The following is a 26,384-nucleotide window of genomic DNA, read 5'->3' as shown; positions in this document are numbered from 1 at the left end:
TAACCTGCCAAACGAGACTCTAGGCGGCGCGTCTGCGTTTTGCGTAAGGCCACTCTACGCAGCGAGTAGCCGTATGGCCTTGGCCTTGAGCAACTGCAAATCCAGCACCGGTACGTGCATTTCCTTGGCCTGCTCATCCCAATGGCGCATGCGCAAACTCACCGTATACAACGGGTCCTGCTCAAACACTTGGGCCTCTTCGGCGCTCATCACGCCGCCCTGATAGGCCAGGGTACGACGGCTGGCTTCGCTCAGGCGTGCGTAGTAGTCCGGCTGGCTGAAGGTCAGGTAACGCTTGGCCTGCACGTGATATTCCACCAACGTGGCCATGCGCTCGCTGAACCCTGCGCGGCGCAGGTAATCCGCGCCCAAACGCTCATGGCTGACCACGCCGTAACCGCCCATGTTCGCGCCGCCCTGGCCGCACAGATGGCCGATGTCGTGGAAAAACGCCGCCAGCACCACTTCATCGTCAAAGCCTTCGGCCATCGCCCACTGCGCGGCCTGGGACATGTGCTCGATCTGCGACACCGGCTCGCCGATGTAATCCGCCGTGCCGTGCCTCTCATACAAGCCGAAGACCTCGGCAATCGCCTGTTCCGGGCTCATCACGCTGCGCCCCACAACAGGCTGATATTGCGCTCGGCCAGCGCCGGCCCGACGCTCATGCCCACACCGGTGTGCATCAACGCCGCGTTCACCCCGGATGCCGCCCGCAGGAACGAAAACGGCCCCGGCCCGCGTGAGCCGTACACGCCCTGCCAGCGCTCGACCACCTGGATCTTGCACCCCAGGGTCTGTTCCGCCAGTTCGATCATCCAGTCATCCACCTGTTCGGCATTGAACGGCGAGGCATCGCTGCCATAGTCGTGGGAGTCGCCGATGATGAGTTCGCCATGGGGCGTGGGGCTGATCAGCAAGTGGATGCCGTGTTCATGCAGGTGCGGTGCTTCACGCAGGATTTGCGCCTGCACGGCGGCGGCCTCGGGCAGGTCGGCGAAAGCGCCGTAGTGCACGCAACTCAAGCCGGTGAGCAACGCGTGTTGCAGGTTCAGGTTCAGCGCTGGCCGCGCGCGCAGCATTTGCAGGCGGCAGATGCTCGGGTTGAGCTCTGCCATCGCGTCGGCCAGCAGGGTTTGGTAGTCATGCCCGGAGCAGACGATGATCTGCTCGCCACGAAAGCTGCCCGCCGTGGTGTGGATCTGGCCGGGTTCGACGTCGCGCACCAGGGTGGAAAAGTGGAATTCCACTTTCAGTTCCTGACTCAGATAGTTGATCAACGCCGGGATCGCTTCCCGCGAATACAGTTGCTGATCGTCCCGGCCATGCAACGCGGCGCGGTGATGGCGGAACTGGCCGCCGTACAGGTCATTCAGCGCGGCGCCTTGCAGCAGTTCGACGTGGTAGCCGTGCTCTTGGGCGCGACCGGCGCAGAAGGCTTCCAGCAGATGCTCTTCGGCCTCGGTGCGCGCAAACAGGTAGGAGCCGTTGCGCTTGAGTTGCAGGCCGGCGACCTGGGCCCACTGGCCCCAGATCTCGCGGCTTTGCCGGGCCAGGTCGAGCATCGGGCCCGGTGGTTGGCCGGTGACCAGGGCCTGGCCGAAGTTGCGCACCGAGGCGCCCAGTGGTGTGGCACTGCGTTCGAAGACCTTGACCTTGAGGCCGCGTTTGGCGGCCGCGTAAGCGTGGGATAGACCGAGGATGCCGGCGCCGACAATTAACAGATCACTACTCATGCATGCCTCTCGTTCCCACGCTCCGCGTGGGAATACATCCTGTGACGCTCTGCGTCACACATTCAGGAGCGGACGCAGAGCGCCCGGGGTAGCGTTCCCACGCAGAGCGTGGGAACGATCGGTTACTGTTTTTCCGACTTCCCGTCATAGCGCTTACGCCACTCGGTCAGGATGCTGTCGCGATTCTTCGACGCCCAGGCAAAGTCGTTCTTGATCAACCGCTGCTCGTAGTCCGCTGGCAATTCGGTCTGCGGCTTGGCAATCCCCGGCTGGGCAAGGACAGCAAAGTTGTCCTTGTACAAATCCATGGCAGCAGCGCTGGCAGAGAAGTCGGCGAGCTTTTTCGCCGCGTCCGCATGGGCCGTGCCCTTCATCACCGCCGTGGCTTCGATGTCCCAACCCAGGCCTTCCTTGGGCAGGATGATGTCCAGCGGCGCGCCCTGGCGTTTCAGCTGCACGGCCGGGTATTCAAAGGAAATGCCAATCGGGAATTCACCCGACGCCGCCAGCTTGCACGGCTTGGAGCCGGAGTGAACGTATTGGCCGATGTTCTGGTGCAGGTCGTCCATGTACTGCCAGCCTTGTTTCTCGCCGTAGGTCTGCAACCACGCGCTGACATCCAGGAAGCCGGTGCCGGACGAGGCCGGGTTGGGCATGACGATCTTGCCCTTGTACTCCGGCTTGGTCAGGTCCTGCCAGCTCACGGGTTTGCTCAGGCCTTGCTTCTCGGCTTCGACGGTGTTGAAGCAGATGGTCGCGGCCCAGACGTCCATGCCCACCCAGGCCGGAGGGTTGGCGGGGTCGCGGTAGTTCTTGCCGATCTTGTCCAGGTCCTTGGGTGCGTAGTTGTCCAACATGCCTTGCTGGTCGAGGATCGCCAGGCTGGAGGCCGCCAGGCCCCAGACCGCGTCGGCCTGCGGGCGGTCTTTCTCGGCCAGCAGCTTGGCGGTGATGATGCCGGTGGAGTCGCGCACCCACTTGATCTCGATGTCCGGGTTGGCCTTTTCGAAGGCTTGCTTGTAGGTCTTCAACTGCTCGGCTTCGAGGGCCGTGTACACGGTGAGGTCAGTCTTGGCGAAGGCATTCAGGCTGAATGCAGACAGTACGGCAGCGACCAGCGCCAGGGGCTTGAACATGGAACACCTCCTATCGGGATTATTGGCCGGGCGCGGTCTGGCGCCAGGCTTGGGAGCGGCGCAGGGCGCCACGGGAAGCCCACGCCAGCAGCAGCGAGACGCCGGCCGAGGTGAACAGGATCAGGGTGGACATGGCCGCCGCACCGCCCACGTTGCCGGCGTCGTCCATGTTCAACACGGCGACGGCGGCGAGGATGGTGTCGGGGCTGTAGAGGAAGATTGCGGCGGACACGGTGGTCATCGCCGACACAAACAGGTAGCGCACGATGTCCAGCAGCGCCGGCAGGCAGATCGGCACCGTGACTTTCAGGTAGTGCCGATACAACGGCGCCTTGAGGGACAACGCGGCGGCTTCGAACTCGGCGTCCAGTTGGCGCAACGCGGTGGTGGCGGTCATCTGTGCGGTGGTCAGATAGTGCGCAATGGTGCACACCACCAGCAGGGTCATGGTCCCGTAGAACACATGCAGCGGGTTGCCGTTGAGGTTGAAAAAGAACACGTAGCCCAGGCCCAGCACCAACCCCGGCACGGCCATCGGCACAAAGCTGAGCATGCGCAGCGCGAGGTTGAGACCCTTCTGACCCTTGGTCTTTTCCATCAGGTAGGCGCCGGTAAAGATCAGCACGCTGCCAATCAACGCGGTGCACAGGGCCATGGTCAGGCTATTGCGATAGGCCAGCCAGCCGCCGCCAGCGGTGTCTTCGAACCTGTAGTGGTTCAGCGACAGCGACAGGTTGTACGGCCAGAACTTCACCAGCGAAGAGTACACCGCCATGCCGAACACCAGCAGCAAGACGGCGCAGATCAGCAGGACGATGGCCAGGTAGCAGCCGTCTCTTACGCGTGAAGGCACCGGCTGGAACACTTGCGCGCGGCCGCTCATGGCATCGCCGTGGCGACGGCGCAACCACGCATCCACGCCAAAGCTGAACAGCGCCGGCAACAGCAACACCATGCCGATCAATGCGCCGCGACCGAACTGCTGCTGGCCGACCACCGCCTTGTAGGCTTCCAGTGCCAGCACTTGATAATCACCGCCCACCACCACGGGCACGCCGAAGTCGGTGATGGTCAGGGTAAACACCAGGCAGAACGCGGCGAATACGGCCTGGCGCGTGGCTGGCCAGGTGATGCTGCGAAACGCCCGGGCCGGGCTGGCGCCCATGCTGGAGGCAGCGTCGAACAGGCGCGCATCCGCCAGGGACAGCGCCGACAGCAGGATCATCAACGCGTGTGGGAAGGTGTAGATCACCTCACCGAGAACAATCCCCCAGAAGCCGTAGATATTCTCCGAGAGCAAGCCGCGCAGCATGCCCTGGTTGCCGAACAGATAGACCAGCGCAATCCCCGGCAGCATCGACGGCGCCATCAACGGCAACAGGGACAGGCCGCGCCAGATCGCCTTGCCGGGAATCAGCGTGCGTTGCAGCGCGTAGGCAAACAGGTAGGCCAGCGGTACGACAATGGCCGCGACGCTGAGGGAAACCTTCAGGCTGTTGCCGAGCAGCCAGTGGAAGTTGGCGCTGGTGATCAGTTCTTGAGCAGCGACCAGACCGCCGCCCTGCCCGGCTTCGCTGCTGAAACCGCGCCAGAAGATCGCCAGCAACGGCAGCAATACGGCGACGCCCAGCAAGCACAGCCAAAGCAGTTTGCCGCCGACCACAAACAGGCGGTCGCCGAGTTCGGCACGGGAAGCCTGGCGCGCGGCCGGCAAGGTCATGACAGCACCCATCTCAGGCAAACACCTGCAGGCTGCGCGGCGGCAGGGCTACCCAGATGTCCTGGGCGCCCAGGCGTGGCATGGCTTCGGGCGCCAGTTCGGCGAGCAATGCGTGGCCGGGAAGTTGCTCCAGTTCGAAGCTCATGCGGCAGCGATTGCCGAGAAAGGTGATCTCGCGGACCTTGGCCGGGAACAGGTTTTCTTCGTGCACCGGCGGGTTGACGCTGATGGCTTCCGGGCGACAGAACAGGCGCCCGGACTTGGCCATACCGGCATCATCGGCCAGGCGCATGTTCATCCCGCCGACCTGGGCATGGCTGGCGCTGTTGCGGCTGAAGGGCAGCCAGTTGCCCTGGCCGACAAACTCCGCCACAAACGGCGTGGCCGGGCGGTCATAGATTTCCTGGGGCGTGGCGTATTGCTCGACCTTGCCGTTGTTCATCACGGCGATGCGGTCGGCCATCAACATGGCCTCGTCCTGGTTGTGGGTGACCATCAGCGTGGTGATGCCCAGGCGGCGTTGCAGTTGGCGCAACTCGGTACACAGATGCTCACGCACACGGGCGTCGAGGGCCGACATCGGTTCGTCCAGCAGCAACAATGAAGGGGCCGGCGCCAAGGCGCGGGCCAGGGCGACACGTTGTTGCTGGCCGCCGGAAAGTTGGCCGGGGTATTTCTTTTCGCTACCCAGCAGGCCCACCAACTCCAGCATCTGCCCGACGCGCTGGCGCATTTCGTCGCGGCCACTGCCGGTAAGGCCGTAGCCGATGTTCGCTTCGACGGTAAGGTTGGGAAACAGCGCGTAGGACTGGAACAAGATGCCGTAGTCCCGCGCCTGGGGCGGCAGCAGGGAAACGTCGCGGTTGCCCAGGTAAAGTTCACCGCTGTCCTGACGCTCCAGGCCGGCGATGCAGCGCAGCAAGGTGGTCTTGCCACAGCCGGACGGGCCCAGCAGGCACACCAGCTCACCGGCGGCGACATCCAGGGACACGTTGTCCAGCGCAGTGAAGGCGCCGAAGCGTTTCTGGACATTGCGCACCTTCATCGGTGCGCCGGGTTGGGTCAGGGCAGTGTTCATGCAAGGCACCTCATCAAACGGATGAAGGCCATGCTAGGTAGGGAATGCGTCGCTGGTGTGGCAGGAAGGCAAAAGGTGGTGATAGTGGTATTGGTGGATTTTGGTATAGAGGATCGTTCCCACGCTCCGCGTGGGAACGCATCCTGTGACGCTGCGCGTCACGACCTTCAAGAGCGGACGCAGAGCGTCCAGGGCGGCATTCCCACGCGGAGCGTGGGAACGATCAGAGGGGGGACATTTCCTGCGCCAAGCCTAAAAATGCGGCTGGTAACCGCGCGCCCTTGCGTTCCTTGAGGCAGTACAAATACTCCGGGATCTGCGGCGCATTCTCGATGGTCAGCACGCGCAACTGCGGGTCATGGGGCACTTCCTGGCGCGCAATGATGCTGATGCCGATATTGCGCAACACCGCCTCGCGGATCGATTCGCGGCTGCCGATTTCCAGCAGCGGCCCGTAACTCACGTGGGCGCCCTGCAACATTTCTTCCGTCAGCCGCCGTGTGGTCGAGCCGGCTTCGCGCATCAACAGGGTGTGCCCGGCCAGTGCGCTGAGGGGCACATGGTCGAGCGTGGCCAGGGGATGGTTGCGATGCACCGCCAGCACCAGCGGGTCGGTGCCGAGCACGCGGCGGACCAGGCGCGGGTCTTCGAGCAGTTGCGAGGAGGCGGCGACATCGACGCGGTAATCGTCCAGCGCTTCCAGCACTTGCTGGGAGTTGCCGATTTCCACCGACACTTCCACTTGCGGCAGGCGTTCGCGAAAGGCTTTGACCAGGTCGAGGATGTAATACGGCGCCGTCGCGGCGATGCGCAAGGCGCCCTGGACCTGGCCGTTGTTGCGCAGGAAAAACTCGATATCCGCTTCCTGCTGCAACAGCGCCTTGACCATCGGCAGCAGCCGCGCGCCCTCGTCGCTGACGGTAAGGCGGCGCCCGCCGCGGTAGAACAGCTCGACGCCGTACTGGCTTTCCAGGTTGCGGATCTGCGTCGTGACGGTGGGCTGGCTGAGGCCGAGTTTTTTCGCCGCCTGGGTAATGCTGCCCAGTCGCGCGACCATGAAAAACGCCTTTAACTCAGCACTCAGCACACCACCCTCTCATCGTTTATTTGCGCAGCAGGCGCAGGCCATTGAACACCACCAGCAGGCTCACGCCCATGTCGGCGAACACCGCCATCCACATGGTAGCCATGCCCAGGAAGGTGACGGCGAGGAAGATCGCCTTGATCACCAACGCCAGGGCGATGTTCTGCTTGAGGATACTCGACGTTTGCCTGGAGAGCCGAATGAATGCCGGGATCTTGCGCAAATCATCGTCCATCAGCGCCACGTCGGCGGTCTCGATGGCCGTGTCGGTGCCCGCGGCGGCCATGGCAAAACCGATCTCGGCGCGGGCCAGGGCCGGGGCGTCGTTGATGCCGTCGCCGACCATGCCGACGCGATGGCCTTGGCCGTAGAGGGTTTCGATGGCTTGCAGTTTGTCGGTGGGCAGCAGGTCGCCACGGGCCTGGTCGATGCCGACCTGAGCACCAATCGCCTGGGCGGTGTGGGTGTTGTCACCGGTGAGCATCAGGGTCTTGATGCCCAGTTCGTGCAACTGCTGGATGGCTTCGCGGCTGCTGTCCTTGACCGTGTCGGCCACGGCGAACAGCGCCAGCGGGCCGGACTTGTCGAGCAGCAGCACCACGGACTTGCCTTGTTTTTCCAGGGCGAAGAGTTTCTCTTCAAGCTCCGGCGAGCACAGGCCGAGGTCTTCCACCAGGCGATGGTTGCCCAGGTGGTAGGTTTCGCCGTTGATATCACCGCGCACACCACGACCGGCCAGGGCCGCGAAGTTATCCACAACGTGGCTCGGCAGGTTTTTATCCACAGCCGCGTTGGCGATGGCCAGGGACACCGGGTGGTCGGAGCGCCCGGCCAAACTGGCGGCCAGGGCCGGTGCGCTGTCTTCGACGTTGGGGAACAACGCCAGGTAGTCGGTTTGCACCGGCTTGCCGTGGGTGATGGTGCCGGTCTTGTCGAGGGCCAGGTAATCGAGCTTGTAACCGCCCTCCAAGTACACGCCGCCCTTGATCAGGATGCCTTTGCGCGCCGCTGCCGCGAGGCCGCTGACGATGGTCACCGGGGTGGAGATCACCAGCGCACACGGGCAGGCGACCACCAGCAGCACAAGGGCGCGGTAGATCCAGTCGAACCACGCGCCGGCCATGAACAGCGGCGGAATCAGCGCCACACCGAGGGCAAACAGGAACACCGCCGGGGTGTAGATCTTCGAGAAGCTGTCGACGAAACGCTGGGTCGGCGCGCGGGCGCCCTGGGCCTGTTCCACGGCGTGGATGATGCGCGCCAGGGTGGAATTGTCGGCCGCTGCAGTGACCTTGTACTCCAACGAGCCAGCCTGGTTAATGGTGCCGGCGAAGACTTTATCGCCCACGGTCTTTTCAATCGGCAGGCTTTCACCGGTGATCGGCGCCTGGTCGATGGTGGATTGACCAGCGGTGACCTCACCGTCCAGACCAATGCGCTCGCCGGGTTTTACCCGCACGATGGCACCTAGTTCAATGCTTTTGACCTCTTGTTCAGCCCACGAACCGTCCGCCTGCTGCACCGTGGCCTGTTCCGGGGTCATCTGCATCAAGCCGCTGATGGCAGTGCGCGCACGGTCCAGGGACTTGGCTTCGATCAACTCGGCGACGGTGAACAGGAACATCACCATCGCCGCTTCCGGCCACTGGCCAATCAGCACCGCGCCGGTGACGGCGATGCTCATCAACGCGTTGATGTTCAGGTTGAGGTTCTTCAGGGCAATCCAGCCCTTTTTATAGGTGGTGAGGCCGCCGCTGAGGATCGACACCAGCGCCACCAGCGCAATCACCCACGTCGGGGCGGCGTCTGTGAAGTGCAGCACTTCGGCACCCAACGCACCCACGCCGGACAACGCTAGCGGCCACCAGTGCTTCTTGGCGGGCGGCGCGGCAGCCGGGGTGCCTTCTTCGATGGGGTCGGCCTGCATGCCGATGGCCTTGATCGCATCGATGATCGGCGCGGTGCTCGGCAGGTCGTGGGTGACGCCGAGGATGCGGTTGATCAGGTTGAATTCCAGCTGCTGCACACCGGCGAGCTTGCCCAGTTTGTTCTGGATCAGCGTTTGCTCGGTGGGGCAGTCCATGGCTTCGATGCGGAACGTGCTCAGGCGCGAGCCGGCGGTGGGCGCTTCGTTGAGCGTGACCTTTGCCGGGGCCGGGCTGCCGGAACAGCAGGCGCCCGCGTGGCCATGGTTATGCACAGGCGTGAGTTTTTTCTCGCCGTGATCATGGTCGTGGTCGTGTTTATGCGGGGTGTGGATGGAATCGCTCATTCTGTCGCGTCCGTAGAGGTGCCTGTTGCCAAGTAAAGACCCTGTAGCCACTATAGGGTCAAGCACCCATTTGGAGATTGCTGCGATGAAGATCGGCGAACTGGCCAAACTGACCGACTGCCCGGTGGAAACCATCCGTTACTACGAGAAGGAAGGCCTGCTGCCGCCTCCGGCACGCACTGACGCCAATTACCGCGTGTACACCCAGGCGCATACCGAGCGGCTGATCTTTATCCGCAATTGCCGCAGTTTGGACATGACGCTGGAAGAAATCCGCAGCTTGCTGGGATTGCGCGATAGCCCGCAGGACCAGTGTGAAAGCGTGAATGCGTTGATCGACGAGCATATCCACCATGTGAAAGCGCGGATTGATGGATTGCTGGCGTTACAGGAGCAGTTGCTGGACTTGCGTCAGCGTTGTGGTGGCGGGGAGCAGTGCGGGATTTTGCAGCGGCTGGAGGTCAGCGGCAGTGTGGCAGCCAGTGAGGCCGAGCCTTCCCATGTGGGCAGAAGCCACGGCCACTAAATCAAGTGAGCACGGACTAAATGTGGGAGCGGGCTTGCTCGCGAAAGCGGTGTGTCAGTCAAAGATGTTCCAACTGAACCACCGCATTCGCGAGCAAGCCCGCTCCCACACAAGCTCGATCCCACATTGATCAGATGGCGACGTCAGCCTTGATGCTTGGGTCCGCGTCATACCCCACAATTTCGAAATCTTCAAACTTGTAGTCATAGATCGACGCAGGCTTACGCTTGATCACCAGCTCCGGCAGCTTCTTCGGCGTACGCGCCAGCTGGGTCTGGATCTGTTCCATATGGTTGCTGTACGCGTGGGTGTCGCCGGTGGTGACGATGATCTCGTGGGGGATCAGGTCGCACTGCTGGGCCAGCATATGGGTGAGCAACGCCAGCGCGGCGGTGTTGTACGGCAGACCGAGGAACACGTCGGAACTGCGGATATACAGCTGCATCGACAGGTGCCCGTCGTGCACGAAGGCCTGGTACAGCAGGTGGCACGGCGGCAGGGCTTGCTTGCCGTTGCGCGCGTTTTCCTGGGGGCTCTTGGTTTCGTCGGGCAGGTACTCGACGTTCCAGCCGTGGAACAGGATGCGGCGGCTGTTGGGGTTGGTCTTCAACGTCTCGACCATGTAGTCGATCTGGTTGATCTTGCCGCCATCCTTGGTGGGCCAGGCGGTCCACTGCTCGCCGTACACCGGGCCGAGGTCACCGTCTTCGGTGGCCCACTCGTCCCAGATCCTCACGCCGTTTTCGTTCAGCCACTTGATGTTGGTGTTGCCGCTCAACATCCAGATCAGTTCGTTGGCGATGCTTTTGAAGTGAAGCTTCTTGGTGGTCAACAGCGGGAAGCCGTCGGCCAAGTTATGCCGATACTGACGGGCGAACACGGCTTTGGTGCCGGTGCCGGTGCGGTCGCCCTTGGTCAGGCCATTGGTCACGACGTCGTTCAGTAGTTCGAGATATTGCTTCATTTAAGTACCCGTATCGTTGAAGCCGAGGCTGCTCGACAGCCTCGGCATTCGAATTTAAAGCGCGGTGTTCTTCAGCGGCTGCGGGCGGTTGTACGCCCACCACAGCAGGCCCAGGCCGGCGAGGATCATCGGAATGCTGAGGATCTGCCCCATGGTCACCCAGCCCCACGCCAGGTAGCCCAGTTGTGCATCCGGCACCCGCACGAACTCGACGATGAAACGGAAGATCCCGTAGAACAACGCGAACATGCCCGACACGGCCATGGTTGGGCGTGGCTTGCGCGAGAAGATGTAGAGGATAAGGAACAGCGCCACACCTTCCAACGCAAACTGGTAGAGCTGCGACGGATGGCGCGGCAGTTGCGCCGGGTCGCTGAACGGTGGGAACACCATCGCCCATGGCACGTCGGTCGGCTTGCCCCACAACTCGGCGTTGATGAAATTACCGATGCGCCCGGCGCCCAGGCCGATCGGCACCAGTGGTGCGACAAAGTCCATCAGTTGGAAGAACGATTTACCGTTACGACGGCCGAACCACCAGGCGGCGATCATCACGCCGATAAACCCACCGTGGAACGCCATGCCGCCCTTCCACACTTCGAAGATCAGCGTTGGATTGGCGATGTACGCCGACAAATCGTAGAACAACACATAACCGAGTCGCCCGCCGACGATCACCCCCATCGACAGCCAGAAGACCATGTCGGAGAGCTTCTCCTTGGTCCAGGTCGGGTCGAAACGGTTCAGGCGCCGGGAGGCCAGCAGCCAGGCGCCGCCGATGCCGATCAGGTACATCAACCCGTACCAGTGGATTTTCAGCGGACCGATGGCCAGGGCCACCGGGTCGATCTGCGGGTAAGGCAGCATTGCGACTCCTCGTTAATCATTCGTTATAGCGCCCGGACCATGCCGGGCTGCGATTAAGCCTGCGTTACAGCAAAAAATTCAAACCGACGCAAAACAGCAAAGCGGCGAACAACCGCTTGAGCAGACGCGGCGACAGCTTGTGCGCCAGGCGCGCGCCGAAGCGGGCAAACACCATGCTGGTCAGGGCAATGCCCAGCAGCGCCGGCAAATACACGAACCCTAGACTATGAGCGGGCAGCAGTGGGTCATGCCAGCCCAGAATCATGAAACTTAATGCACTTGCCAGGGCGATCGGCAGGCCGCACGCCGAGGACGTGGCCACCGCCTGTTGCATCGGCACGCTGCGCCAGGTCAAAAACGGCACGGTCAGCGAACCGCCGCCAATCCCGAAAATCGCCGAAGCCCAGCCGATCACCGTGCCGGCCAACGTCAAGCCGACCTTGCCCGGCACCGTGCGGCTGGCCTTGGGCTTGACCTCCAGGGCCAGTTGCAGGGCGATCACCAGGGCAAACACACCGATAACCTTCTGCAAGTGCGGGCCGGAGATCGCCTCGGCGGTCAGCGCGCCAAACCCGGCACCGATCAGGATGCCCACGGTCATCCACACAAAGATCGGCCAACGCACCGCGCCACGCCGATGGTGCTCACGCACGGCATTGATCGAGGTAAAGATGATGGTCGCCAGGGACGTGCCCACGGCCAGGTGGGTCAGCACCTGCGGGTCGAAGCCCTGCAAGGTGAAGCTGAACACCAGCACCGGCACGATGATGATGCCGCCGCCCACGCCAAACAGCCCGGCGAGTACGCCTGCACAGGCGCCCAGCGCCAAATACAGCAAAAATTCCATGGGAGCCCCCCAAACAAGTCCGGCATGTTAACGGATGGAAGGCATGCGACCCAACTGGTGACGATGGAACGCCTGCGCTTGAGTGCGTAGAGTGGCAAAAAACACAAAAGGGATCGCCTGATGTGCCTGATTGTTTTCGCCTGGCGGCCGGGGCATGCCCAACCGCTGATCGTCGCGGCCAACCGTGATGAATTCTACGCCCGCCCCAGCCTGCCGCTGGCCCAGTGGCCGGATGCGCCCGAGGTCTACGCCGGCCGTGATCAGGAAGCCGGCGGAACCTGGCTGGGGGTGAATGCCGATGGGCGCTTTGCCGCCCTGACCAACATCCGCGACCCGCACCAGCCGCCAGCCCGCAAGTCCCGCGGGGAACTGGTGGCGCGTTTTCTCAATGGAACCCTGCCGATTGACGACTATTTAGCCGACGTTAACGGCCGTTCGATTGAATATGCCGGGTTTAACCTGTTGGTGGGTACGCGAGATGAGTTGTGGCATTACAACGCCAATCACACCGAGCCGACGCGCTTGCAGGCCGGCGTGTATGGGTTATCCAACGCTGGGCTGGATACGCCGTGGCCCAAGTTGCTCAAGGCCAAGGCGGCGCTGAGTGCGGTGCTGGATGATCCGCAGCCGGAGGCGTTGCTGGCGATCTTGAGTGATCCACTGACGGCGCCGTTTGCAGACTTGCCGGATACCGGCGTGGGGTTGGCGACGGAGAGTCTGTTATCCAGTGTGTTTATTGCCAGCCCCAGTTATGGGACGCGGGCGAGTACGGCGCTGATTGTGAATGCCGACGGGACGCGGCGGATGGTGGAGCGCAGTTTTGGGCCCCATGGTGGGCGGCTGGGTGAGGTAGAACTGAAGATCTGATCGTTCCCACGCTCTGCGTGGGAATGCAGCCCGGACGCTCCGCGTCCCGAAGCGTGACGCGGAGCGTCACAAGAGGCGTTCCCACGCAGAGCGTGGGAACGATCACTTATAAGGTTTTGGCTGAGGCCGGGTTGATCATCCGCGTCAGCCCCAGGTTCTTCAGCGCCAATTGCAACGAGCTGTGGATAACTTGCGGGTTATCAATGGTCATCAACTCCGCCAGCAGGTCCTTGGCCATGCCCAGGTCAACCTGGCGCAGCATCCACTTCACCTTTGGCAAGTTGGTGGCGTTCATCGACAGGCTGTCAAAGCCCATCGCCATCAACAGCACTGCCGCCGCCGGGTCGCCGGCCATCTCACCGCAGATGCTCACCGGCTTGCCTTCGGCATGGGCGTCGCGCACCACATGTTGCAGGGCTTGCAGCACCGCCGGGTGCAGGTAGTCGTAGAGGTCGGCCACCCGTGGGTTGTTACGGTCCACGGCCAGCAGGTATTGGGTCAGGTCGTTGGAGCCCACCGAGAGGAAGTCCACCTGGCGCGCCAGCTCTTTAGCCTGGTACACCGCCGCCGGGATTTCGATCATCACGCCAATCGGCGGCATCGGCACGTCGGCGCCTTCGTCGCGCACTTCGCCCCAGGCACGGTGAATGAGGTGCAGCGCCTCCTCCAGCTCATGGGTACCGGAGATCATCGGCAGCAGGATGCGCAGGTTGTTCAGGCCTTCGCTGGCCTTGAGCATGGCGCGGGTTTGGACGAGGAAAATTTCAGGATGGTCGAGGGTCACGCGGATGCCGCGCCAGCCGAGGAAGGGGTTGTCTTCCTTGATCGGGAAATACGACAGTGACTTGTCGCCGCCGATGTCCAGGCTGCGCATGGTCACCGGTAACGGGTGGAAGGCCTGCAGTTGCTCGCGATAAATCGCCAGCTGCTCCTTCTCGCTCGGGAAACGCTGGTTGATCATGAACGGCACTTCGGTGCGGTACAGCCCCACCCCTTCCGCGCCACGCTGTTGCGCGCGGGCCACATCGGCCAGCAGGCCGGTGTTGACCAGCAGCGGCACGCGATGGCCGTCGGTGGTCACGCACGGCAGTTCGCGCAATGAATCCAGGCCCAGTGCCAGTTGCTTCTCTTCTTCCACCACTTCGGCGTATTGCTTGCGCAGCACGTCGCTGGGGTTGGTAAAGACTTCGCCGCGATGGCCATCGACGATCATGTCGATGCCATCGACCTTGGCGTACGGCAGGTCCACCAGGCCCATCACCGTCGGGATGCCCATGGCCCGGGCCAGGATCGCGACGTGGGAGTTGCCCGAACCGAGTACCGAGACCAGGCCCACCAGCTTGCCTTCCGGCACTTCGCCCAGCTGGGTGGCCGTCAGTTCTTCACTGACCAGGATGGTGTTGTCGGGGAAGACCATGTTGGTAGAGCGGTCTTCCTGCAAGTAGGCCAGCAGACGTCGGCCGAGGTCGCGCACATCCGAGGCGCGCTCGCGCAGGTAGTTGTCGTCCATCATTTCGAAGCGGTTGACGTGATCGGTGACCACCTGGCGCAGCGCGCCCTGGGCCCACTGGCCGGTCTTGATCACGGTCTTGACTTCGTTACCCAGGGACGCGTCGTCGAGCATCATCTGGTACACGTCGAACAGCGCGCGCTCTTCGGGGCGCAGCTGGGTGGCCAGCTTGTTCGACAGGTTGCGCATGTCGGCGCGCACGCCTTCCAGGGCGGTCTTGAACAGCTTGATTTCAGCGTCGATGTCTTTGACGGTCTTGTCCGGCACCACATCCAGGTCTGCCGGCGGCAACATGACCACCGCCGTACCGACCGCGGCGCCCGGCGAACCGGGTACGCCGACGAATTTGGCTTCCTGGATGCCCTTGCCCTCGCGCCCCAGGCCGCGAATCGAGCCGGTGGCCTCGGCGTGGGCGATTACGCCGGCGAGCTGCGCGCTCATGGTCACGAGGAAGGCTTCTTCACCTTCGTCGAACTGGCGGCGTTCTTTCTGCTGGATGACCAACACGCCGACAACGCGGCGGTGGTGAATGATCGGCGCACCGAGGAACGAGGCGTAACGCTCTTCACCGGTTTCGGCAAAGTAGCGGTAACGCGGGTGATCGGCCGCGTTTTCGAGGTTCAGGGGTTCTTCACGCGTCCCCACCAAGCCCACCAGACCTTCATTGGGCGCCATGCTGACCTTGCCGATGGAGCGCTTGTTCAAGCCCTCGGTGGCCATCAGCACAAAACGGTTGGTCTCGGGGTCCAGCAGATAAACCGAGCAGACCTGGCTGCCCATGGCTTCCTTGACGCGCAACACAATAATCCCCAACGCCGCCTTGAGATCCTTGGCGGAGTTAACTTCCTGGACGATCTTGCGCAGCGTATTGAGCATGGCTCGGGGTCGAACTCCGTCGTCAGTCGCGCGCTAAAAGGCGCGGGGCAAGCTCTTTGAGAGCGCGACGGTAAACCTCGCGCTTGAATGTCACCACCTGGCCCAACGGGTACCAATAGCTGACCCAGCGCCAGCCATCGAACTCCGGTTTACCGGTCAAATCCATCCGCACCCGCTGCTCGTTGGAGATCAGGCGCAGGAGAAACCATTTCTGCTTCTGGCCGATACACAGCGGTTGGCTGTGGGTACGCACCAGGCGTTGCGGTAAACGATAACGCAACCAGCCACGGGTACAGGCCAGAATCTGTACATCTTCGCGCTCAAGGCCGACTTCTTCGTTCAACTCACGGTACAAGGCGTCTTCAGGGGTTTCGTCGGGGTTGATCCCACCTTGAGGAAACTGCCAGGCATCTTGGTTGATTCGGCGAGCCCATAGCACCTGTCCGGCATCATTCGTAAGAATAATCCCGACATTAGGACGGAAACCATCGGGGTCGATCACGGCAACAACCTCGCAAACGCATGTCGCCGCATTGTTCCACAAAGGTTGTTGCAGCGGCAACGAGGCTTCTTACCTTATGTGCACTCTTGTGAAAAGACCGTATTCTGGACGCCTTTTTACAGACTTTTCAGCGAGTAACTGCAATGCGCCTGGCTTTATTCGACTTGGACAACACCCTTCTCGGCGGTGACAGCGATCACGCGTGGGGCGATTACCTCTGTGAACGCGGGATTCTCGACCCCATCGCCTACAAGGCCCGCAACGACGAGTTCTACCAGGATTACCTGGCCGGCAAGCTGGACAACGCCGCTTATCTGAACTTCAGCCTGGAAATCCTCGGCCGCACCGAGATGGCCCAACTCGACGAATGGCATCGTGACTTCATGCGCGACTGCATCGAACCGCTGATGCTGCCAAAAGCCGTGGAATTGCTGGCCAAGCACCGCGCCGCCGGCGACACGCTGGTGATCATCACCGCCACCAACCGTTTCGTCACCGCGCCGATTGCCGCACGCCTGGGCGTGGAAACCCTGATCGCCACCGAATGCGAGATGGAAAACGGCCGCTACACCGGGCGCAGCACGGATGTGCCGTGCTTCCGTGAGGGCAAGGTGACGCGTTTGAATCGTTGGTTGGCGGAGACCGGGTTTAGCCTGGAAGACAGCTATTTCTATAGCGATTCGATGAATGACTTGCCGCTGTTGGAGCAAGTGACCCATGCGGTGGCAGTGGATCCGGACCCGAATTTGCGCGCCGAGGCTGAGAAGCGTGGGTGGCCGGTGATTACATTGCGCAGCTGATGGCCCCTTCGCGAGCAAGCCCGCTCCCACATTTTGACCGCCTTCTCATGTTGGAACTCGGTCGAGTGTGGGAGCGGGCTTGCTCGCGAATGCAGACGACTCGGTCTTGAGCCCTAAACCGGCTTGGCGCCCATGAGCCCCGCAATCGCCACAAACCCCACCAGGCTGACCACCGCCAGCACCAGGGTGAAATTCAAGCTACCGCCCTCGCCTTTACGCAGGCGGTTAAGCCGCGCCACCAGCCAGAACCACGCCAGCGCCGCCACGGTGTAGAGGATGCTGGAACCCAGAATCCACGTCTGCCCCAGCGGCCAGCCAACCAAATGCACCAGCCACCAGCCGGTAAACGGCATGCTGACCACGCAAATCCCCATCAACAACCACACAAACACCCACGGGCGCTGCACGGTGACCGCCGGGCCTGCGCTGCGTTTGCGCCAGGCCAGCAGCGCCAGGCCCAAGCCGCTGAGCAGCAGCAACACCGTCGCCGCGATGTGGATAACTTTCAGGGTGATCAGGGTTTCCATCTCTCGTATTCCTTAAAGGCCGCCCCAATCAGCGTAGTCGCTCAACCGAGGAACAGTTTGTAGGCCGGGTTATCGCTTTCATCCCAGTACGGGTAGCCGATGGCTTCCAGGGCTGCCGGTACCAGGTGACGCTCGTTCGCCGGCACTTGTAGGCCAGCGACCACACGGCCGTCAGCTGCGCCGTGGTTGCGATAGTGGAACATCGAGATGTTCCAGCGCCCGCCTAATTTGTTAAGAAAGTTGAACAAGGCTCCCGGACGCTCCGGGAACTCGAAGCGAAACACCACTTCATTGCTGACGTGCGCCGCATGGCCGCCGACCATATGGCGGATATGCAGCTTGGCCAGCTCATTCTCGGTCAGGTCCAGCACCGGGAAACCCTGCCCGGTCAGGCTGGCGATCAGCGCGCTGCGTGGGTCGGTATCGGGATGGGTCTGCACGCCGACAAAGATGTGCGCCTCGCTGCCGGAGTGGAAGCGGTAGTTGAATTCGGTGATCTGGCGCTTGCCCACGGCCTCGCAGAACGCCTTGAAGCTGCCCGGCTTCTCGGGGATGGTCACGGCGATGATCGCCTCGCGGCCTTCACCCAGCTCGGCGCGCTCGGCCACGTGGCGCAGGCGGTCGAAGTTGACGTTGGCGCCGGAGTCGATGGCCACCAGGGTCTGCCCGGTCACGCCACGGGTTTCCACGTATTTCTTGATGCCCGCCACGCCCAGCGCGCCCGCAGGCTCGGTGATGGAACGGGTGTCGTCGTAGATGTCCTTGATCGCCGCACAGATTTCATCGGTGCTCACGGTGATCACTTCGTCGACATAGTCTTTGCAGATATCAAATGTGTGCTGGCCGATCTGCGCCACGGCCACGCCGTCGGCAAAGATCCCCACCGTCGGCAGCACCACGCGCTCACCCGCCGCCAGGGCGGCTTGCAGGCAGTTGGAGTCGTCCGGCTCGACGCCGATGATCTTGATCTCCGGGCGCAGGTATTTCACGTACGCCGCAATCCCGGCGATCAGCCCGCCGCCGCCCACCGGGACAAAAATCGCATCCAGAGGCCCCGGATGCTGGCGCAGGATTTCCATCGCCACGGTGCCCTGCCCGGCAATGGTGTGCGGATCATCGTAGGGGTGAATGTAGACGTAGCCTTTTTCGTCGACCAGTTTCAGCGAGTAGGCCAGGGCTTCCGGGAAGGAATCGCCATGCAGCACCACTTTGCCGCCACGGGAGCGCACGCCTTCGACCTTGATCTCCGGGGTGGTCTTGGGCATCACGATGGTGGCTTTTACCCCCAGCACCTTGGCCGCCAGGGCCAGGCCCTGGGCGTGGTTGCCCGCCGAGGCCGTGACCACGCCGCGCGCACGCTCTTCAGCAGTGAGCTGGGTCAGCTTGTTATAGGCGCCGCGAATCTTGAACGAGAACACCGGCTGCAAGTCTTCGCGCTTGAGCCAGACCGTATTGCCCAGCCGCTCGGAGAGCTGGCGAGCGGTCTGCAAGGGGGTTTCTACGGCAACGTCGTAAACGCGCGAGGTGAGGATCTTTTTGACGTACTGTTCAAGCATCGGCGGGCATCTACTTTCACGGTTTGGCAGGGCCAAGGAGTCTAACCCGGCTTTTGGCCGGGCGACCACACGAATCCCGAGGTTTTGTTGGGTTATACTCGCGCCCCTCGATAACTCCCCGCCCGTTCCGGAGCCCGCATGACCCAGGATCAACTCAAACAGGCAGTGGCCCAGGCCGCCGTCGATTTAATCCTTCCCAAACTCGACGACAAAAGCATCGTCGGTGTCGGCACCGGCTCCACCGCCAACTGCTTCATCGATGCATTGGCCCAGCACAAGGGCGCATTTGACGGCGCCGTGGCCAGCTCCGAAGCCACCGCCGCACGTCTCAAAGGCCATGGCATTCCGGTGTATGAGCTCAACACCGTGAGCGACCTGGAGTTCTACGTCGACGGCGCCGATGAAAGCGACGCGCACCTGAACCTGATCAAAGGCGGCGGCGCGGCCCTGACCCGCGAGAAGATCGTCGCGGCCGTGGCCAAGACCTTTATCTGCATCGCCGACGCCAGCAAGCTGGTGCCCGTCCTCGGCGCCTTCCCGCTGCCGGTGGAAGTGATCCCGATGGCCCGCAGCCACGTGGCCCGCGAGCTGGTGAAACTGGGCGGCGACCCGGTGTACCGCGAGGGCGTGTTGACCGATAACGGCAACATCATTCTCGACGTGTTCAACATGCAGATCACCAACCCGGTGGAGCTGGAAACCCAGATCAATGCCATCGTCGGCGTGGTCACCAACGGCTTGTTCGCTGCGCGTCCGGCTGATGTATTGCTGCTGGGCACTGCTGAAGGCGTTAAAACCCTCAAGGCCTGATGCAACACCCGCCGGTTAAGACGCAGCAAGTAACCTGTGGCGAGGGAGCTTGCTCCCGTTGGACTGCGAAGCAGTCCCAGCCTTTTTAATCAAAGAGCAGGGGCCGCTTCGCGGCCCAGCGGGAGCAAGCTCCCTCGCCACAGGACCAGTGTTCACCCCTAACTGACTGCTCCCACGGCAATTTGTCGCCAATGTAACAAAAACGCTACTTTTCGCAGCACCCCTCGCCAAAATCGTGCGCCACATCACGACACTCAACACCGCCGCTGGTATCAAATCCGTTACAAATTACAGCCAGGCGACTCGCCCGTTTAACAATGCGCCACATCACAATCGCCCAGGGAATGAGGCGCGCATTGTGCAAAGGGTCTCGGCTTGAACATCCCCATCACCTCAAGGAAGACCTTGTGATAAAGCCCCTAGCCCTTGCTATCAGCGCGGCCTGCGCCCTGCTGCCGACTCACCTGCTGGCCTACGACTACGGCGAACACGCCAACACCACCCTGGAAAAACTGATCAACGACTACCCCGGCCGTTATCGCGGCACAGCCAACTTCGCCGGGGCCGCCGATTGGATGCAGAGCCAGATGGGCACGGCCTACAGCATCAGCCGCCAGGACTTCACCTGGAACAACGGCAGTCGCGCGTCGCAAAACGTGGTGGCCTACGCCGCCGGCACCAAACCGCAGTACGTGGTGATTGGCGCACACTTCGACACCTTCTTCGGCCGCCCAACCCTGCAAGGCCTGGACGACAACGGCTCCGGCGCCAGCGTGCTGACCGAGGTGGCGAAGAACCTCGGCGGCCTGCAACTGGAAAACGGCTTGCAGATCGTCGGCTTCGGCGCCGAAGAGGAAGGCCTGCGTGGTTCCCGGGCCTTCGTCGACTCGCTGAGCGCCAGCCAGCGCGCGAACATGCTGGCGATGATCAATCTCGACAGCCTGATCACCGGCGACATGATGTACGCCCATGCTGGCCAGAACAGCACCGCCAACCCGGCCTTGGCGTCGTTGCGCGAGCACACCTTCCAGATCGCCAAGGAGTTGAACATCCCGCTGTTCACCAACCCCGGCCTGGACCCGCAATACCCCGTAGGCACCGGCTGCTGCAGCGATGGCGAGCCCTTCGAGCCGCTGAACATCCCGATCCTGTATATAGAAGCCACCAACTGGGAACTGGGCGACCTCGACGGCTACACCCAGACCGACAACCCGAAGATCCCCGGGGGCTCGACCTGGCACGACCCCGCCGAAGACAACAAGGCCGTGCTCACCGACGCCTTCGGCCAGGCGCGCATCGACCAGCGCCTGCGCGACTATTCGCGCCTGCTCAGCCGCCTCGTGCTGGAATTGACCAACGCCGACCTGATGGCCTCCACCGCCTCAGGCGGCGCTGTTGCGCGCAATATGCAGGACAACCTGCAACGCCAGCACCAAGCCATGGTGCGCCTGCATGACCGGCGCTGGCTGACCTTGCAGTCGGCCAGCCGCGAGGTCGGCAGCTTTGATGGCGAGATCGGCGTGGATGGCGAATACAACCCGGACAGCGGCTTCGACACGGCCCCCAACCCCGAAGCGCGACGCGTGGGCTTGCATGCGCTGGGCGACTATCAGCTCACCCCGAGCCTGAACATCGGCGCCAGCCTCAGCTACCTCAACGGCCGCGACAAGCTGGAACACCGCGGCAAACTTGACAGCGACACCTGGCAAGCGGCGGCCTATGCCCTGCTCAACGATGGCGGCCCGAGCTGGCTGGCTGGCGACCTGAGCATCGGCCACAGCCGCTTCGAGTCCAAGCGCAACCTGCTGATCCAGGCGAATGGCGGGCCGATCCTGCTCAACCAGCAACTGACCGGCAACACCGACGCCCTGACCCTGGGTGCGCGCGTGCTGGGCGGCTACGACTTTGACTTCGGCGCCATCAAGAGCGGGCCTTTTGCGGGCCTGGACTACAGCCACTCGCGTATCGATCAATTCCGCGAAAAGCAGGACCTGCGCACGGCCCTGACGTACGAAGAACAGTCTTTCGACTCCCTGGAAGCCAGCCTCGGCTGGCGTGTGCGTGGCGCTGTCGCCCTGCCCTACGGCCTCAGCCTGATGCCTTACGGCGACATCGCCTGGGTCAAGGAACTGGGCGACGGCCGCCTGGACGACCTGCAACTGACCGCCCGCGCCGACGGCCAGGCGCGCACCGCCAAGCTGGGCTCAGCCGATAAGAGCTTTGGTCGCGCGCAAGTCGGCAGCCAATTGGCGATCACCCCGCAGCTGGGGGTATTTGCCGAGGTCAACGGCCGCCTTGGCCACAGCGAAGGCAGCCAGACCGGCTACTCGCTGGGCGTGCAATGGATGTTCTGATCAGGGCTTCTTGAACACGTAGAACAGGTTCGGCTCACTGGTCAGGTACAACGTACCGTCATCGTCCATGGCGATCCCTTCGGCTTGAGGCACGCGTTTTTTCAGGCCATGGCGCCCGTTGAGCAGCGACAAGCTGCTCAACGGGCGACCGTCGATATCCAGTTCCAGTACCAGGAACGACTCATCCGACAGCGCCAGCAGATGGCCGCTGCGCTCATCGTATTGCAAGCTCGACAGGTCACGCACAAACAACCCGGCGTCGCGCTTGGGGTTGTTGACCACGTGCACCGAGTAGGTTTTTTCCGGTTTGAAATGGGGGAACCCGTGGATCTCGTAGATCAGCATCGGGTCGCGCTCCTTGGCCACGAACAGGCGCTTGCCCACCGAGTCATAGGCCAGGCCTTCAAAGCCCTTGTTGCTGCCGACATGCAGGCCCAGGGTCATCTGTTCCGCATCCGCAGCATCGAGGAATTGGGTATCGTCGTCCACGTGCACCTTGATCAGCCGCTGCTCGCGCTCATCGCTGATCACGTAGGTGCCTTCGCTGATGAACTCAACCGCCTCGGCATCGCCAAAACCCACCAGGGCAATACGCCGCAGGATCTTGCCGTCCAATGACAACTCGATCAGCTCGGGGTTTTTATTGGTGACGGTAAACAGGCTTTTGCGCACCGGATCGAAGGTCAGGGCCGACACGTCGCTATCGAGGCCTTCGATGACCTGGGCTTCAAGGACTACGCGGTAATCGGACAGGCCAATGGAGGCCTCGCCGACAGGCTGGCGCAACGCCTGGAGGTTGAACCAGGCGCGCTCGAACAGGCGAAAGTGTTGTGCAACGACCCCGGCGCTAATCAGGGCGATCAGCGCAAGCATGAAAAGAATGGGTTTGGGGCGGACAAGTCGGCGCATCGGGCGTGCTCAAAGTCAAAAGTGGCGTATGAATATCACGCCCGTCTGAATTTAAACTTAAACACGCCCTATTGTCTGGCGAACGCCGTTCTTAGAGAACTATCCGACGTAATCGGTGTGCTATTTCTGCTTTTCGAAGCGATAGAACAGGTTTGGCTCACTGACCATGTACAGGTTGCCATCCTCGTCCATCGTCACGCCTTCCGCCCGTGGAATGGTGTCCTTGAGCCCGTTGAAACCACCCAGCAGAGTCATGAAGCTGACTTGCTCGCCCTTTTCATCCAGTTCCAGCAGCAGATGGGAATCGGCCGACAGCACCAGCAGGTGCCCGGTGCGTGGGTCCACCGCCAGGGCCGACAGGTTGCGCATGTCCAATTCGGTGCTGGTCAGCTTTTGTTTGTCGCCCACCAGGGTCTGGCTGCCGTCGCTTTTCCAGGTGAACAGCGCCGGTGGACGCTCTTCGCCCAGCACGATCTGCTGGTTGCGCTTGTCCCAGGTGATGCCTTCAAAGGCTTTGTTCTGGTTTTTCGACGGGCCCAGGTCATAGCTCGGGAAATCGGCCTTGTTCAACTGGGTGGTACTGGCATCGAGCTTGACGATGGTCAGGCTGTGTTCGCGCTCATCGACCACGGCCATCAAACCGTTTTCCAGCACCGTCAAGCCTTCCGGGTTGCTCCAGCCGTTCAGCGGCATTTTGCGCAGCACGTCGCCTTGCAGGCTCAACTCGACGAGAAACGGGTTTTTGCCCATGACAGAAAACAGGGTTTTGGTCTGCGGATTGTAAGAGACGTCCGAAGCTTCATCCTTCTCCATCCCCGGCAACCGCTTGCCATCGATCACCGCGTGGTAGTCCGGCAGCCACACACTCTGTTGGCGTTCGGCGGGGGTTTCAAAGCGTTCCAGCACCCACAGCACACCGCGATCGTCCCAGTGCATGGCCCAGGAGACCCCATAGGTAATCACGCCAGCCAGCAACAGCCAGGAATACCAGCGCAGGGCAAAGCGGGAACGCGGCTTGGAGGTACTGCTGGGCAGGGTGACGGCCATGGGGCGCTTATTCCGGAAAGTCAGCGTTAGGTGATAGCACAGGATCAGGAAGCCCGCGCGCAAGAGGCTGAGGATTATCCGGATGGGGTGTGAAAAAAATGCAAAGAACTGGAGATTACTGATACACAGAGAATCCATGTGGGAGCGGGCTTGGGTGGGAGCGGGCTTGCTCGCGAAAGCGGTGGATCAGTCAACTAATTCAGCGACTGACACTCCGCATTCGCGAGCAAGCCCGCTCCCACAAAAGCCCGCTCCCACATTTTGACCTCACCGGTCTTGGGTCAGCGAACCACGCTTTCGAAGCGATTCACACCCGACAACTCCAGCACCAGCTCATCGCCCACATTCAGCGGGCCCACGCCGGCCGGGGTGCCGGTGAGGATCACGTCGCCCGCTTGCAGCGAGAAGCAGCCGGCCATGTACTGGATCATTGGCACGATCGGGTTGAGCATGATCGCGCTGTTGCCATCCTGGCGCACTTCGCCATTGATGGTCAGGCGAATGCCGATGTCGGTCACGTCCGGGAAGGTGCTGTTGACCACGAACGGTGCGATCACCGCCGCGCCGTCGAAGGACTTGGCGATTTCCCACGGCAGGCCCTTGGCTTTCAGCTCGGCTTGCTTGTCGCGCAGGGTCAAGTCCAGCGCCGGGGCGAAGCCGGAGATGGCATCCAGCACTTCTTCACGGCTCGGCTTGGTGGACAACGGCTTGCCGATCAGTACCGCGATTTCCGCTTCGTAGTGCACCGAACCGCGCTCGGTAGGGATGGCAAAACCGCCCTCCAAAGCCACCACGCAACTGCCTGGCTTGATGAACAGCAACGGTTCGGTAGGCACCGGATTGTCCAGTTCCTTGGCATGTTCGGCGTAGTTACGCCCGATACACACCACTTTGCCCACCGGGAAGTGGATGTTGGTGCCGTCGACATACTTGTGCTGGTAGCTCATGGAACGACTCCTTCAGGGGCGATTAAACAGCGAAGATCTTGCCAGGGTTCATGATCCCGTTCGGGTCGAACACGGCTTTGACGGCTTTCATGTAGTCGATTTCCACCGGGGACCGGCTGTACGTCAGGTAATCGCGCTTGGTCATGCCCACGCCGTGTTCGGCAGAGATCGAACCGTTGTACTTCTCGACGGTTTCAAACACCCACTTGTTCACGGTGGCGCACTTGGCGAAGAACTCGTCCTTGCTCAGGTTTTCTGGCTTGAGGATGTTCAGGTGCAGGTTGCCGTCGCCGATGTGGCCAAACCAGACGATTTCGAAGTCCGGGTAGTGTTCGCCTACAATCGCGTCGATTTCCTTCAAGAACGCCGGCACTTTCGACACGGTGACCGAGATGTCATTCTTGTACGGGGTCCAGTGGGAAATGGTCTCGGAGATGTACTCGCGCAGCTTCCACAGGTTGTGCAGTTGGGTTTCACTCTGGCTCATCACGCCGTCCAGCACCCAGCCCTGCTCCACGCAATGCTCGAAGGTTTCCAGCGCGTGGTTGGCGACTTCTTCAGTGGTGGCTTCGAATTCCAGCAGGGCGTAGAACGGGCACTCGGTTTCGAACGGCGCCGGCACATCGCCACGGCCGAGGACTTTGGCCAGGGCCTTGTCGGAGAAAAACTCAAAGGCCGTGAGGTCGAGCTTGCTCTGGAACGCGTGCAGCACCGGCATGATCGAGTCGAAATCGGTGGTGCCAAGGACCATGGCGGTGAGGTTTTTCGGCGCACGGTCCAGGCGCATGGTGGCTTCCACCACAAAGCCCAGGGTGCCTTCGGCGCCGATAAACAGCTGGCGCATGTCGTAGCCGGTGGCGTTCTTGATCAGGTCGCGGTTCAGTTCCAGCACGTCGCCCTTGCCGGTGACGACCTTCATGCCGGCCACCCAGTTGCGGGTCATGCCGTAGCGAATCACCTTGATCCCGCCGGCATTGGTGCCGATATTGCCGCCAATTTGGCTGGAACCGGACGACGCGAAGTCCACCGGGTAGTACAGGCCGTTTTCTTCGGCGACGTTCTGCAATTGCTTGGTGACCACGCCCGGCTGGCACACGGCGGTGCGGTCGGTGAGGTTCACATCGAGGATCTGGTTCATATAGTCGAACGACACGACCACTTCGCCATTAGCGGCCACGGCGGCGGCGGACAGGCCGGTACGGCCACCGGATGGCACCAGTGCCACCTTGTGCTCATTGGCCCAACGCACAATGGCCTGGACCTGCTCGATGGTCTTGGGGAAGACGATGGCGGTCGGCGCGGGTGCGAAGTGCTTGGTCCAATCCTTGCCGTAAGCCTCCAGGGAGTCTGCATCGGTCAGCACTTTGCCAGGCTCAACCAGGGTCTTCAGCTCATCAATCAGGGCAGGATGGGTCATCGACAGAACTCTCGAACAATTCATGGTCATCC

At 62.1% G+C, this 26,384-nt stretch carries 23 protein-coding genes; 5 read left to right on the top strand and 18 right to left on the bottom strand.

Going from position 1 to position 26,384, the window contains the following annotated elements; genetic code table 11:
* Window positions 1–54: 54 nt before the first annotated feature.
* The 7 genes from ACZRMO_RS07340 to ACZRMO_RS07310 form a co-directional block, all read right to left on the bottom strand.
* Window positions 55–609: a phosphonate degradation HD-domain oxygenase gene (locus ACZRMO_RS07340; RefSeq protein ID WP_463972391.1), complete on the bottom strand. Its 555-nt coding sequence runs from the start codon at window positions 607–609 to the stop codon at window positions 55–57.
* A complete protein-coding gene (locus ACZRMO_RS07335) occupies window positions 609–1,736 on the bottom strand; it encodes a TIGR03364 family FAD-dependent oxidoreductase (protein WP_463972390.1) in 1,128 nt (375 codons plus the stop codon). The genes ACZRMO_RS07340 and ACZRMO_RS07335 overlap by 1 nt, the downstream gene beginning before the upstream one ends.
* A gap of 122 nt (window positions 1,737–1,858) precedes the next feature.
* Window positions 1,859–2,872, bottom strand: a complete 1,014-nt coding sequence (locus tag ACZRMO_RS07330) for a putative 2-aminoethylphosphonate ABC transporter substrate-binding protein (protein ID WP_463972389.1) — start codon at window positions 2,870–2,872, stop codon at window positions 1,859–1,861.
* A 19-nt stretch (window positions 2,873–2,891) separates the two neighbouring features.
* Window positions 2,892–4,604 (bottom strand): putative 2-aminoethylphosphonate ABC transporter permease subunit, encoded by a 1,713-nt coding sequence (locus ACZRMO_RS07325; RefSeq protein WP_463972388.1) that lies wholly within the window; start codon window positions 4,602–4,604, stop codon window positions 2,892–2,894.
* A gap of 1 nt (window position 4,605) precedes the next feature.
* Window positions 4,606–5,670: a putative 2-aminoethylphosphonate ABC transporter ATP-binding protein gene (locus tag ACZRMO_RS07320; RefSeq protein WP_463972387.1), complete on the bottom strand. Its 1,065-nt coding sequence runs from the start codon at window positions 5,668–5,670 to the stop codon at window positions 4,606–4,608.
* A 223-nt stretch (window positions 5,671–5,893) separates the two neighbouring features.
* Window positions 5,894–6,757: a LysR family transcriptional regulator gene (locus ACZRMO_RS07315; protein WP_463972386.1), complete on the bottom strand. Its 864-nt coding sequence runs from the start codon at window positions 6,755–6,757 to the stop codon at window positions 5,894–5,896.
* Between the two features lie 16 nt (window positions 6,758–6,773).
* Entirely contained in the window at window positions 6,774–9,026 is a 2,253-nt protein-coding gene (locus ACZRMO_RS07310; RefSeq protein ID WP_463972385.1) for a heavy metal translocating P-type ATPase, read from the bottom strand.
* Between the two features lie 85 nt (window positions 9,027–9,111).
* On the opposite strand from ACZRMO_RS07310, the gene cadR reads away from it, so the two are divergent.
* Window positions 9,112–9,552: a Cd(II)/Pb(II)-responsive transcriptional regulator gene (gene cadR / locus ACZRMO_RS07305; protein ID WP_257783934.1), complete on the top strand. Its 441-nt coding sequence runs from the start codon at window positions 9,112–9,114 to the stop codon at window positions 9,550–9,552.
* A 130-nt stretch (window positions 9,553–9,682) separates the two neighbouring features.
* On the opposite strand, the gene ACZRMO_RS07300 is transcribed toward cadR, so the two are convergent.
* The 3 genes from ACZRMO_RS07300 to ACZRMO_RS07290 form a co-directional block, all read right to left on the bottom strand.
* On the bottom strand, window positions 9,683–10,516 hold the full coding sequence (locus tag ACZRMO_RS07300) for a thymidylate synthase (RefSeq protein WP_185709742.1): 834 nt from the start codon (window positions 10,514–10,516) through the stop codon (window positions 9,683–9,685).
* Between the two features lie 54 nt (window positions 10,517–10,570).
* Window positions 10,571–11,383: a prolipoprotein diacylglyceryl transferase gene (lgt, locus tag ACZRMO_RS07295; protein WP_463972384.1), complete on the bottom strand. Its 813-nt coding sequence runs from the start codon at window positions 11,381–11,383 to the stop codon at window positions 10,571–10,573.
* A 64-nt stretch (window positions 11,384–11,447) separates the two neighbouring features.
* Complete coding sequence (locus ACZRMO_RS07290) at window positions 11,448–12,230, bottom strand: sulfite exporter TauE/SafE family protein (RefSeq protein WP_463972383.1); 783 nt, start codon at window positions 12,228–12,230, stop codon at window positions 11,448–11,450.
* A gap of 120 nt (window positions 12,231–12,350) precedes the next feature.
* Here ACZRMO_RS07290 and ACZRMO_RS07285 point away from each other — a divergent pair, with 120 nt between their 5' ends.
* Complete coding sequence (locus tag ACZRMO_RS07285; protein ID WP_463972382.1) at window positions 12,351–13,097, top strand: NRDE family protein; 747 nt, start codon at window positions 12,351–12,353, stop codon at window positions 13,095–13,097.
* A gap of 106 nt (window positions 13,098–13,203) precedes the next feature.
* Here the strand turns inward: ACZRMO_RS07285 and ptsP are convergent, their stop codons facing one another.
* Together ptsP and ACZRMO_RS07275 are read right to left on the bottom strand one after the other, a co-directional pair.
* Complete coding sequence (gene ptsP, locus ACZRMO_RS07280; protein ID WP_463972381.1) at window positions 13,204–15,483, bottom strand: phosphoenolpyruvate--protein phosphotransferase; 2,280 nt, start codon at window positions 15,481–15,483, stop codon at window positions 13,204–13,206.
* 22 nt (window positions 15,484–15,505) lie between these two features.
* Window positions 15,506–15,985, bottom strand: a complete 480-nt coding sequence (locus tag ACZRMO_RS07275) for an RNA pyrophosphohydrolase (RefSeq protein ID WP_003176750.1) — start codon at window positions 15,983–15,985, stop codon at window positions 15,506–15,508.
* A 143-nt stretch (window positions 15,986–16,128) separates the two neighbouring features.
* On the opposite strand from ACZRMO_RS07275, the gene ACZRMO_RS07270 reads away from it, so the two are divergent.
* A complete protein-coding gene (locus tag ACZRMO_RS07270) occupies window positions 16,129–16,785 on the top strand; it encodes a histidinol-phosphatase (RefSeq protein ID WP_463972380.1) in 657 nt (218 codons plus the stop codon).
* Between the two features lie 113 nt (window positions 16,786–16,898).
* Here the strand turns inward: ACZRMO_RS07270 and ACZRMO_RS07265 are convergent, their stop codons facing one another.
* Together ACZRMO_RS07265 and ilvA are read right to left on the bottom strand one after the other, a co-directional pair.
* Entirely contained in the window at window positions 16,899–17,312 is a 414-nt protein-coding gene (locus ACZRMO_RS07265) for a DUF2269 family protein (protein WP_124526807.1), read from the bottom strand.
* Between the two features lie 41 nt (window positions 17,313–17,353).
* Entirely contained in the window at window positions 17,354–18,868 is a 1,515-nt protein-coding gene (ilvA, locus tag ACZRMO_RS07260; protein ID WP_463972379.1) for a threonine ammonia-lyase, biosynthetic, read from the bottom strand.
* Window positions 18,869–19,006: 138 nt separating this feature from the next.
* Here ilvA and rpiA point away from each other — a divergent pair, with 138 nt between their 5' ends.
* Window positions 19,007–19,678: a ribose-5-phosphate isomerase RpiA gene (rpiA, locus tag ACZRMO_RS07255; RefSeq protein ID WP_017736692.1), complete on the top strand. Its 672-nt coding sequence runs from the start codon at window positions 19,007–19,009 to the stop codon at window positions 19,676–19,678.
* 407 nt (window positions 19,679–20,085) lie between these two features.
* Window positions 20,086–22,032: an autotransporter domain-containing protein gene (locus ACZRMO_RS07250; protein ID WP_463972378.1), complete on the top strand. Its 1,947-nt coding sequence runs from the start codon at window positions 20,086–20,088 to the stop codon at window positions 22,030–22,032.
* On the opposite strand, the gene ACZRMO_RS07245 is transcribed toward ACZRMO_RS07250, so the two are convergent.
* From ACZRMO_RS07245 to ACZRMO_RS07230, 4 genes are all read right to left on the bottom strand, one after another.
* Window positions 22,033–22,941 carry an SdiA-regulated domain-containing protein gene (locus ACZRMO_RS07245; protein WP_463972377.1) on the bottom strand — a complete coding sequence of 303 codons (909 nt, stop codon included), beginning with the start codon at window positions 22,939–22,941 and terminating at the stop codon, window positions 22,033–22,035. It lies immediately after the preceding gene.
* Between the two features lie 120 nt (window positions 22,942–23,061).
* On the bottom strand, window positions 23,062–23,988 hold the full coding sequence (locus ACZRMO_RS07240) for an SdiA-regulated domain-containing protein (protein ID WP_463972376.1): 927 nt from the start codon (window positions 23,986–23,988) through the stop codon (window positions 23,062–23,064).
* A gap of 281 nt (window positions 23,989–24,269) precedes the next feature.
* On the bottom strand, window positions 24,270–24,935 hold the full coding sequence (locus tag ACZRMO_RS07235; RefSeq protein WP_463972375.1) for a fumarylacetoacetate hydrolase family protein: 666 nt from the start codon (window positions 24,933–24,935) through the stop codon (window positions 24,270–24,272).
* A gap of 22 nt (window positions 24,936–24,957) precedes the next feature.
* Entirely contained in the window at window positions 24,958–26,352 is a 1,395-nt protein-coding gene (locus ACZRMO_RS07230; protein ID WP_463972374.1) for an FAD-binding oxidoreductase, read from the bottom strand.
* Between the last annotated feature and the right edge of the window lie 32 nt (window positions 26,353–26,384).

Source organism: Pseudomonas sp. B611, assembly GCF_055407965.1.
This window is presented reverse-complemented; position numbering and strand designations above follow the sequence as displayed.

Coding starts and splice junctions, on each gene's coding strand:
- ACZRMO_RS07310 (WP_463972385.1), bottom strand. CDS start 9,026: ATGAGCGATTCCATCCACACCCCGCATAAACACGACCACGACCATGAT.
- ACZRMO_RS07325 (WP_463972388.1), bottom strand. CDS start 4,604: ATGGGTGCTGTCATGACCTTGCCGGCCGCGCGCCAGGCTTCCCGTGCC.
- cadR (WP_257783934.1), top strand. CDS start 9,112: ATGAAGATCGGCGAACTGGCCAAACTGACCGACTGCCCGGTGGAAACC.
- ilvA (WP_463972379.1), bottom strand. CDS start 18,868: ATGCTTGAACAGTACGTCAAAAAGATCCTCACCTCGCGCGTTTACGAC.
- ACZRMO_RS07320 (WP_463972387.1), bottom strand. CDS start 5,670: ATGAACACTGCCCTGACCCAACCCGGCGCACCGATGAAGGTGCGCAAT.
- ACZRMO_RS07235 (WP_463972375.1), bottom strand. CDS start 24,935: ATGAGCTACCAGCACAAGTATGTCGACGGCACCAACATCCACTTCCCG.
- ACZRMO_RS07230 (WP_463972374.1), bottom strand. CDS start 26,352: ATGACCCATCCTGCCCTGATTGATGAGCTGAAGACCCTGGTTGAGCCT.
- ACZRMO_RS07270 (WP_463972380.1), top strand. CDS start 16,129: ATGCGCCTGGCTTTATTCGACTTGGACAACACCCTTCTCGGCGGTGAC.
- lgt (WP_463972384.1), bottom strand. CDS start 11,383: ATGCTGCCTTACCCGCAGATCGACCCGGTGGCCCTGGCCATCGGTCCG.
- ACZRMO_RS07245 (WP_463972377.1), bottom strand. CDS start 22,941: ATGCGCCGACTTGTCCGCCCCAAACCCATTCTTTTCATGCTTGCGCTG.
- ACZRMO_RS07335 (WP_463972390.1), bottom strand. CDS start 1,736: ATGAGTAGTGATCTGTTAATTGTCGGCGCCGGCATCCTCGGTCTATCC.
- rpiA (WP_017736692.1), top strand. CDS start 19,007: ATGACCCAGGATCAACTCAAACAGGCAGTGGCCCAGGCCGCCGTCGAT.
- ptsP (WP_463972381.1), bottom strand. CDS start 15,483: ATGCTCAATACGCTGCGCAAGATCGTCCAGGAAGTTAACTCCGCCAAG.
- ACZRMO_RS07300 (WP_185709742.1), bottom strand. CDS start 10,516: ATGAAGCAATATCTCGAACTACTGAACGACGTCGTGACCAATGGCCTG.
- ACZRMO_RS07265 (WP_124526807.1), bottom strand. CDS start 17,312: ATGGAAACCCTGATCACCCTGAAAGTTATCCACATCGCGGCGACGGTG.
- ACZRMO_RS07285 (WP_463972382.1), top strand. CDS start 12,351: ATGTGCCTGATTGTTTTCGCCTGGCGGCCGGGGCATGCCCAACCGCTG.
- ACZRMO_RS07330 (WP_463972389.1), bottom strand. CDS start 2,872: ATGTTCAAGCCCCTGGCGCTGGTCGCTGCCGTACTGTCTGCATTCAGC.
- ACZRMO_RS07340 (WP_463972391.1), bottom strand. CDS start 609: ATGAGCCCGGAACAGGCGATTGCCGAGGTCTTCGGCTTGTATGAGAGG.
- ACZRMO_RS07240 (WP_463972376.1), bottom strand. CDS start 23,988: ATGGCCGTCACCCTGCCCAGCAGTACCTCCAAGCCGCGTTCCCGCTTT.
- ACZRMO_RS07290 (WP_463972383.1), bottom strand. CDS start 12,230: ATGGAATTTTTGCTGTATTTGGCGCTGGGCGCCTGTGCAGGCGTACTC.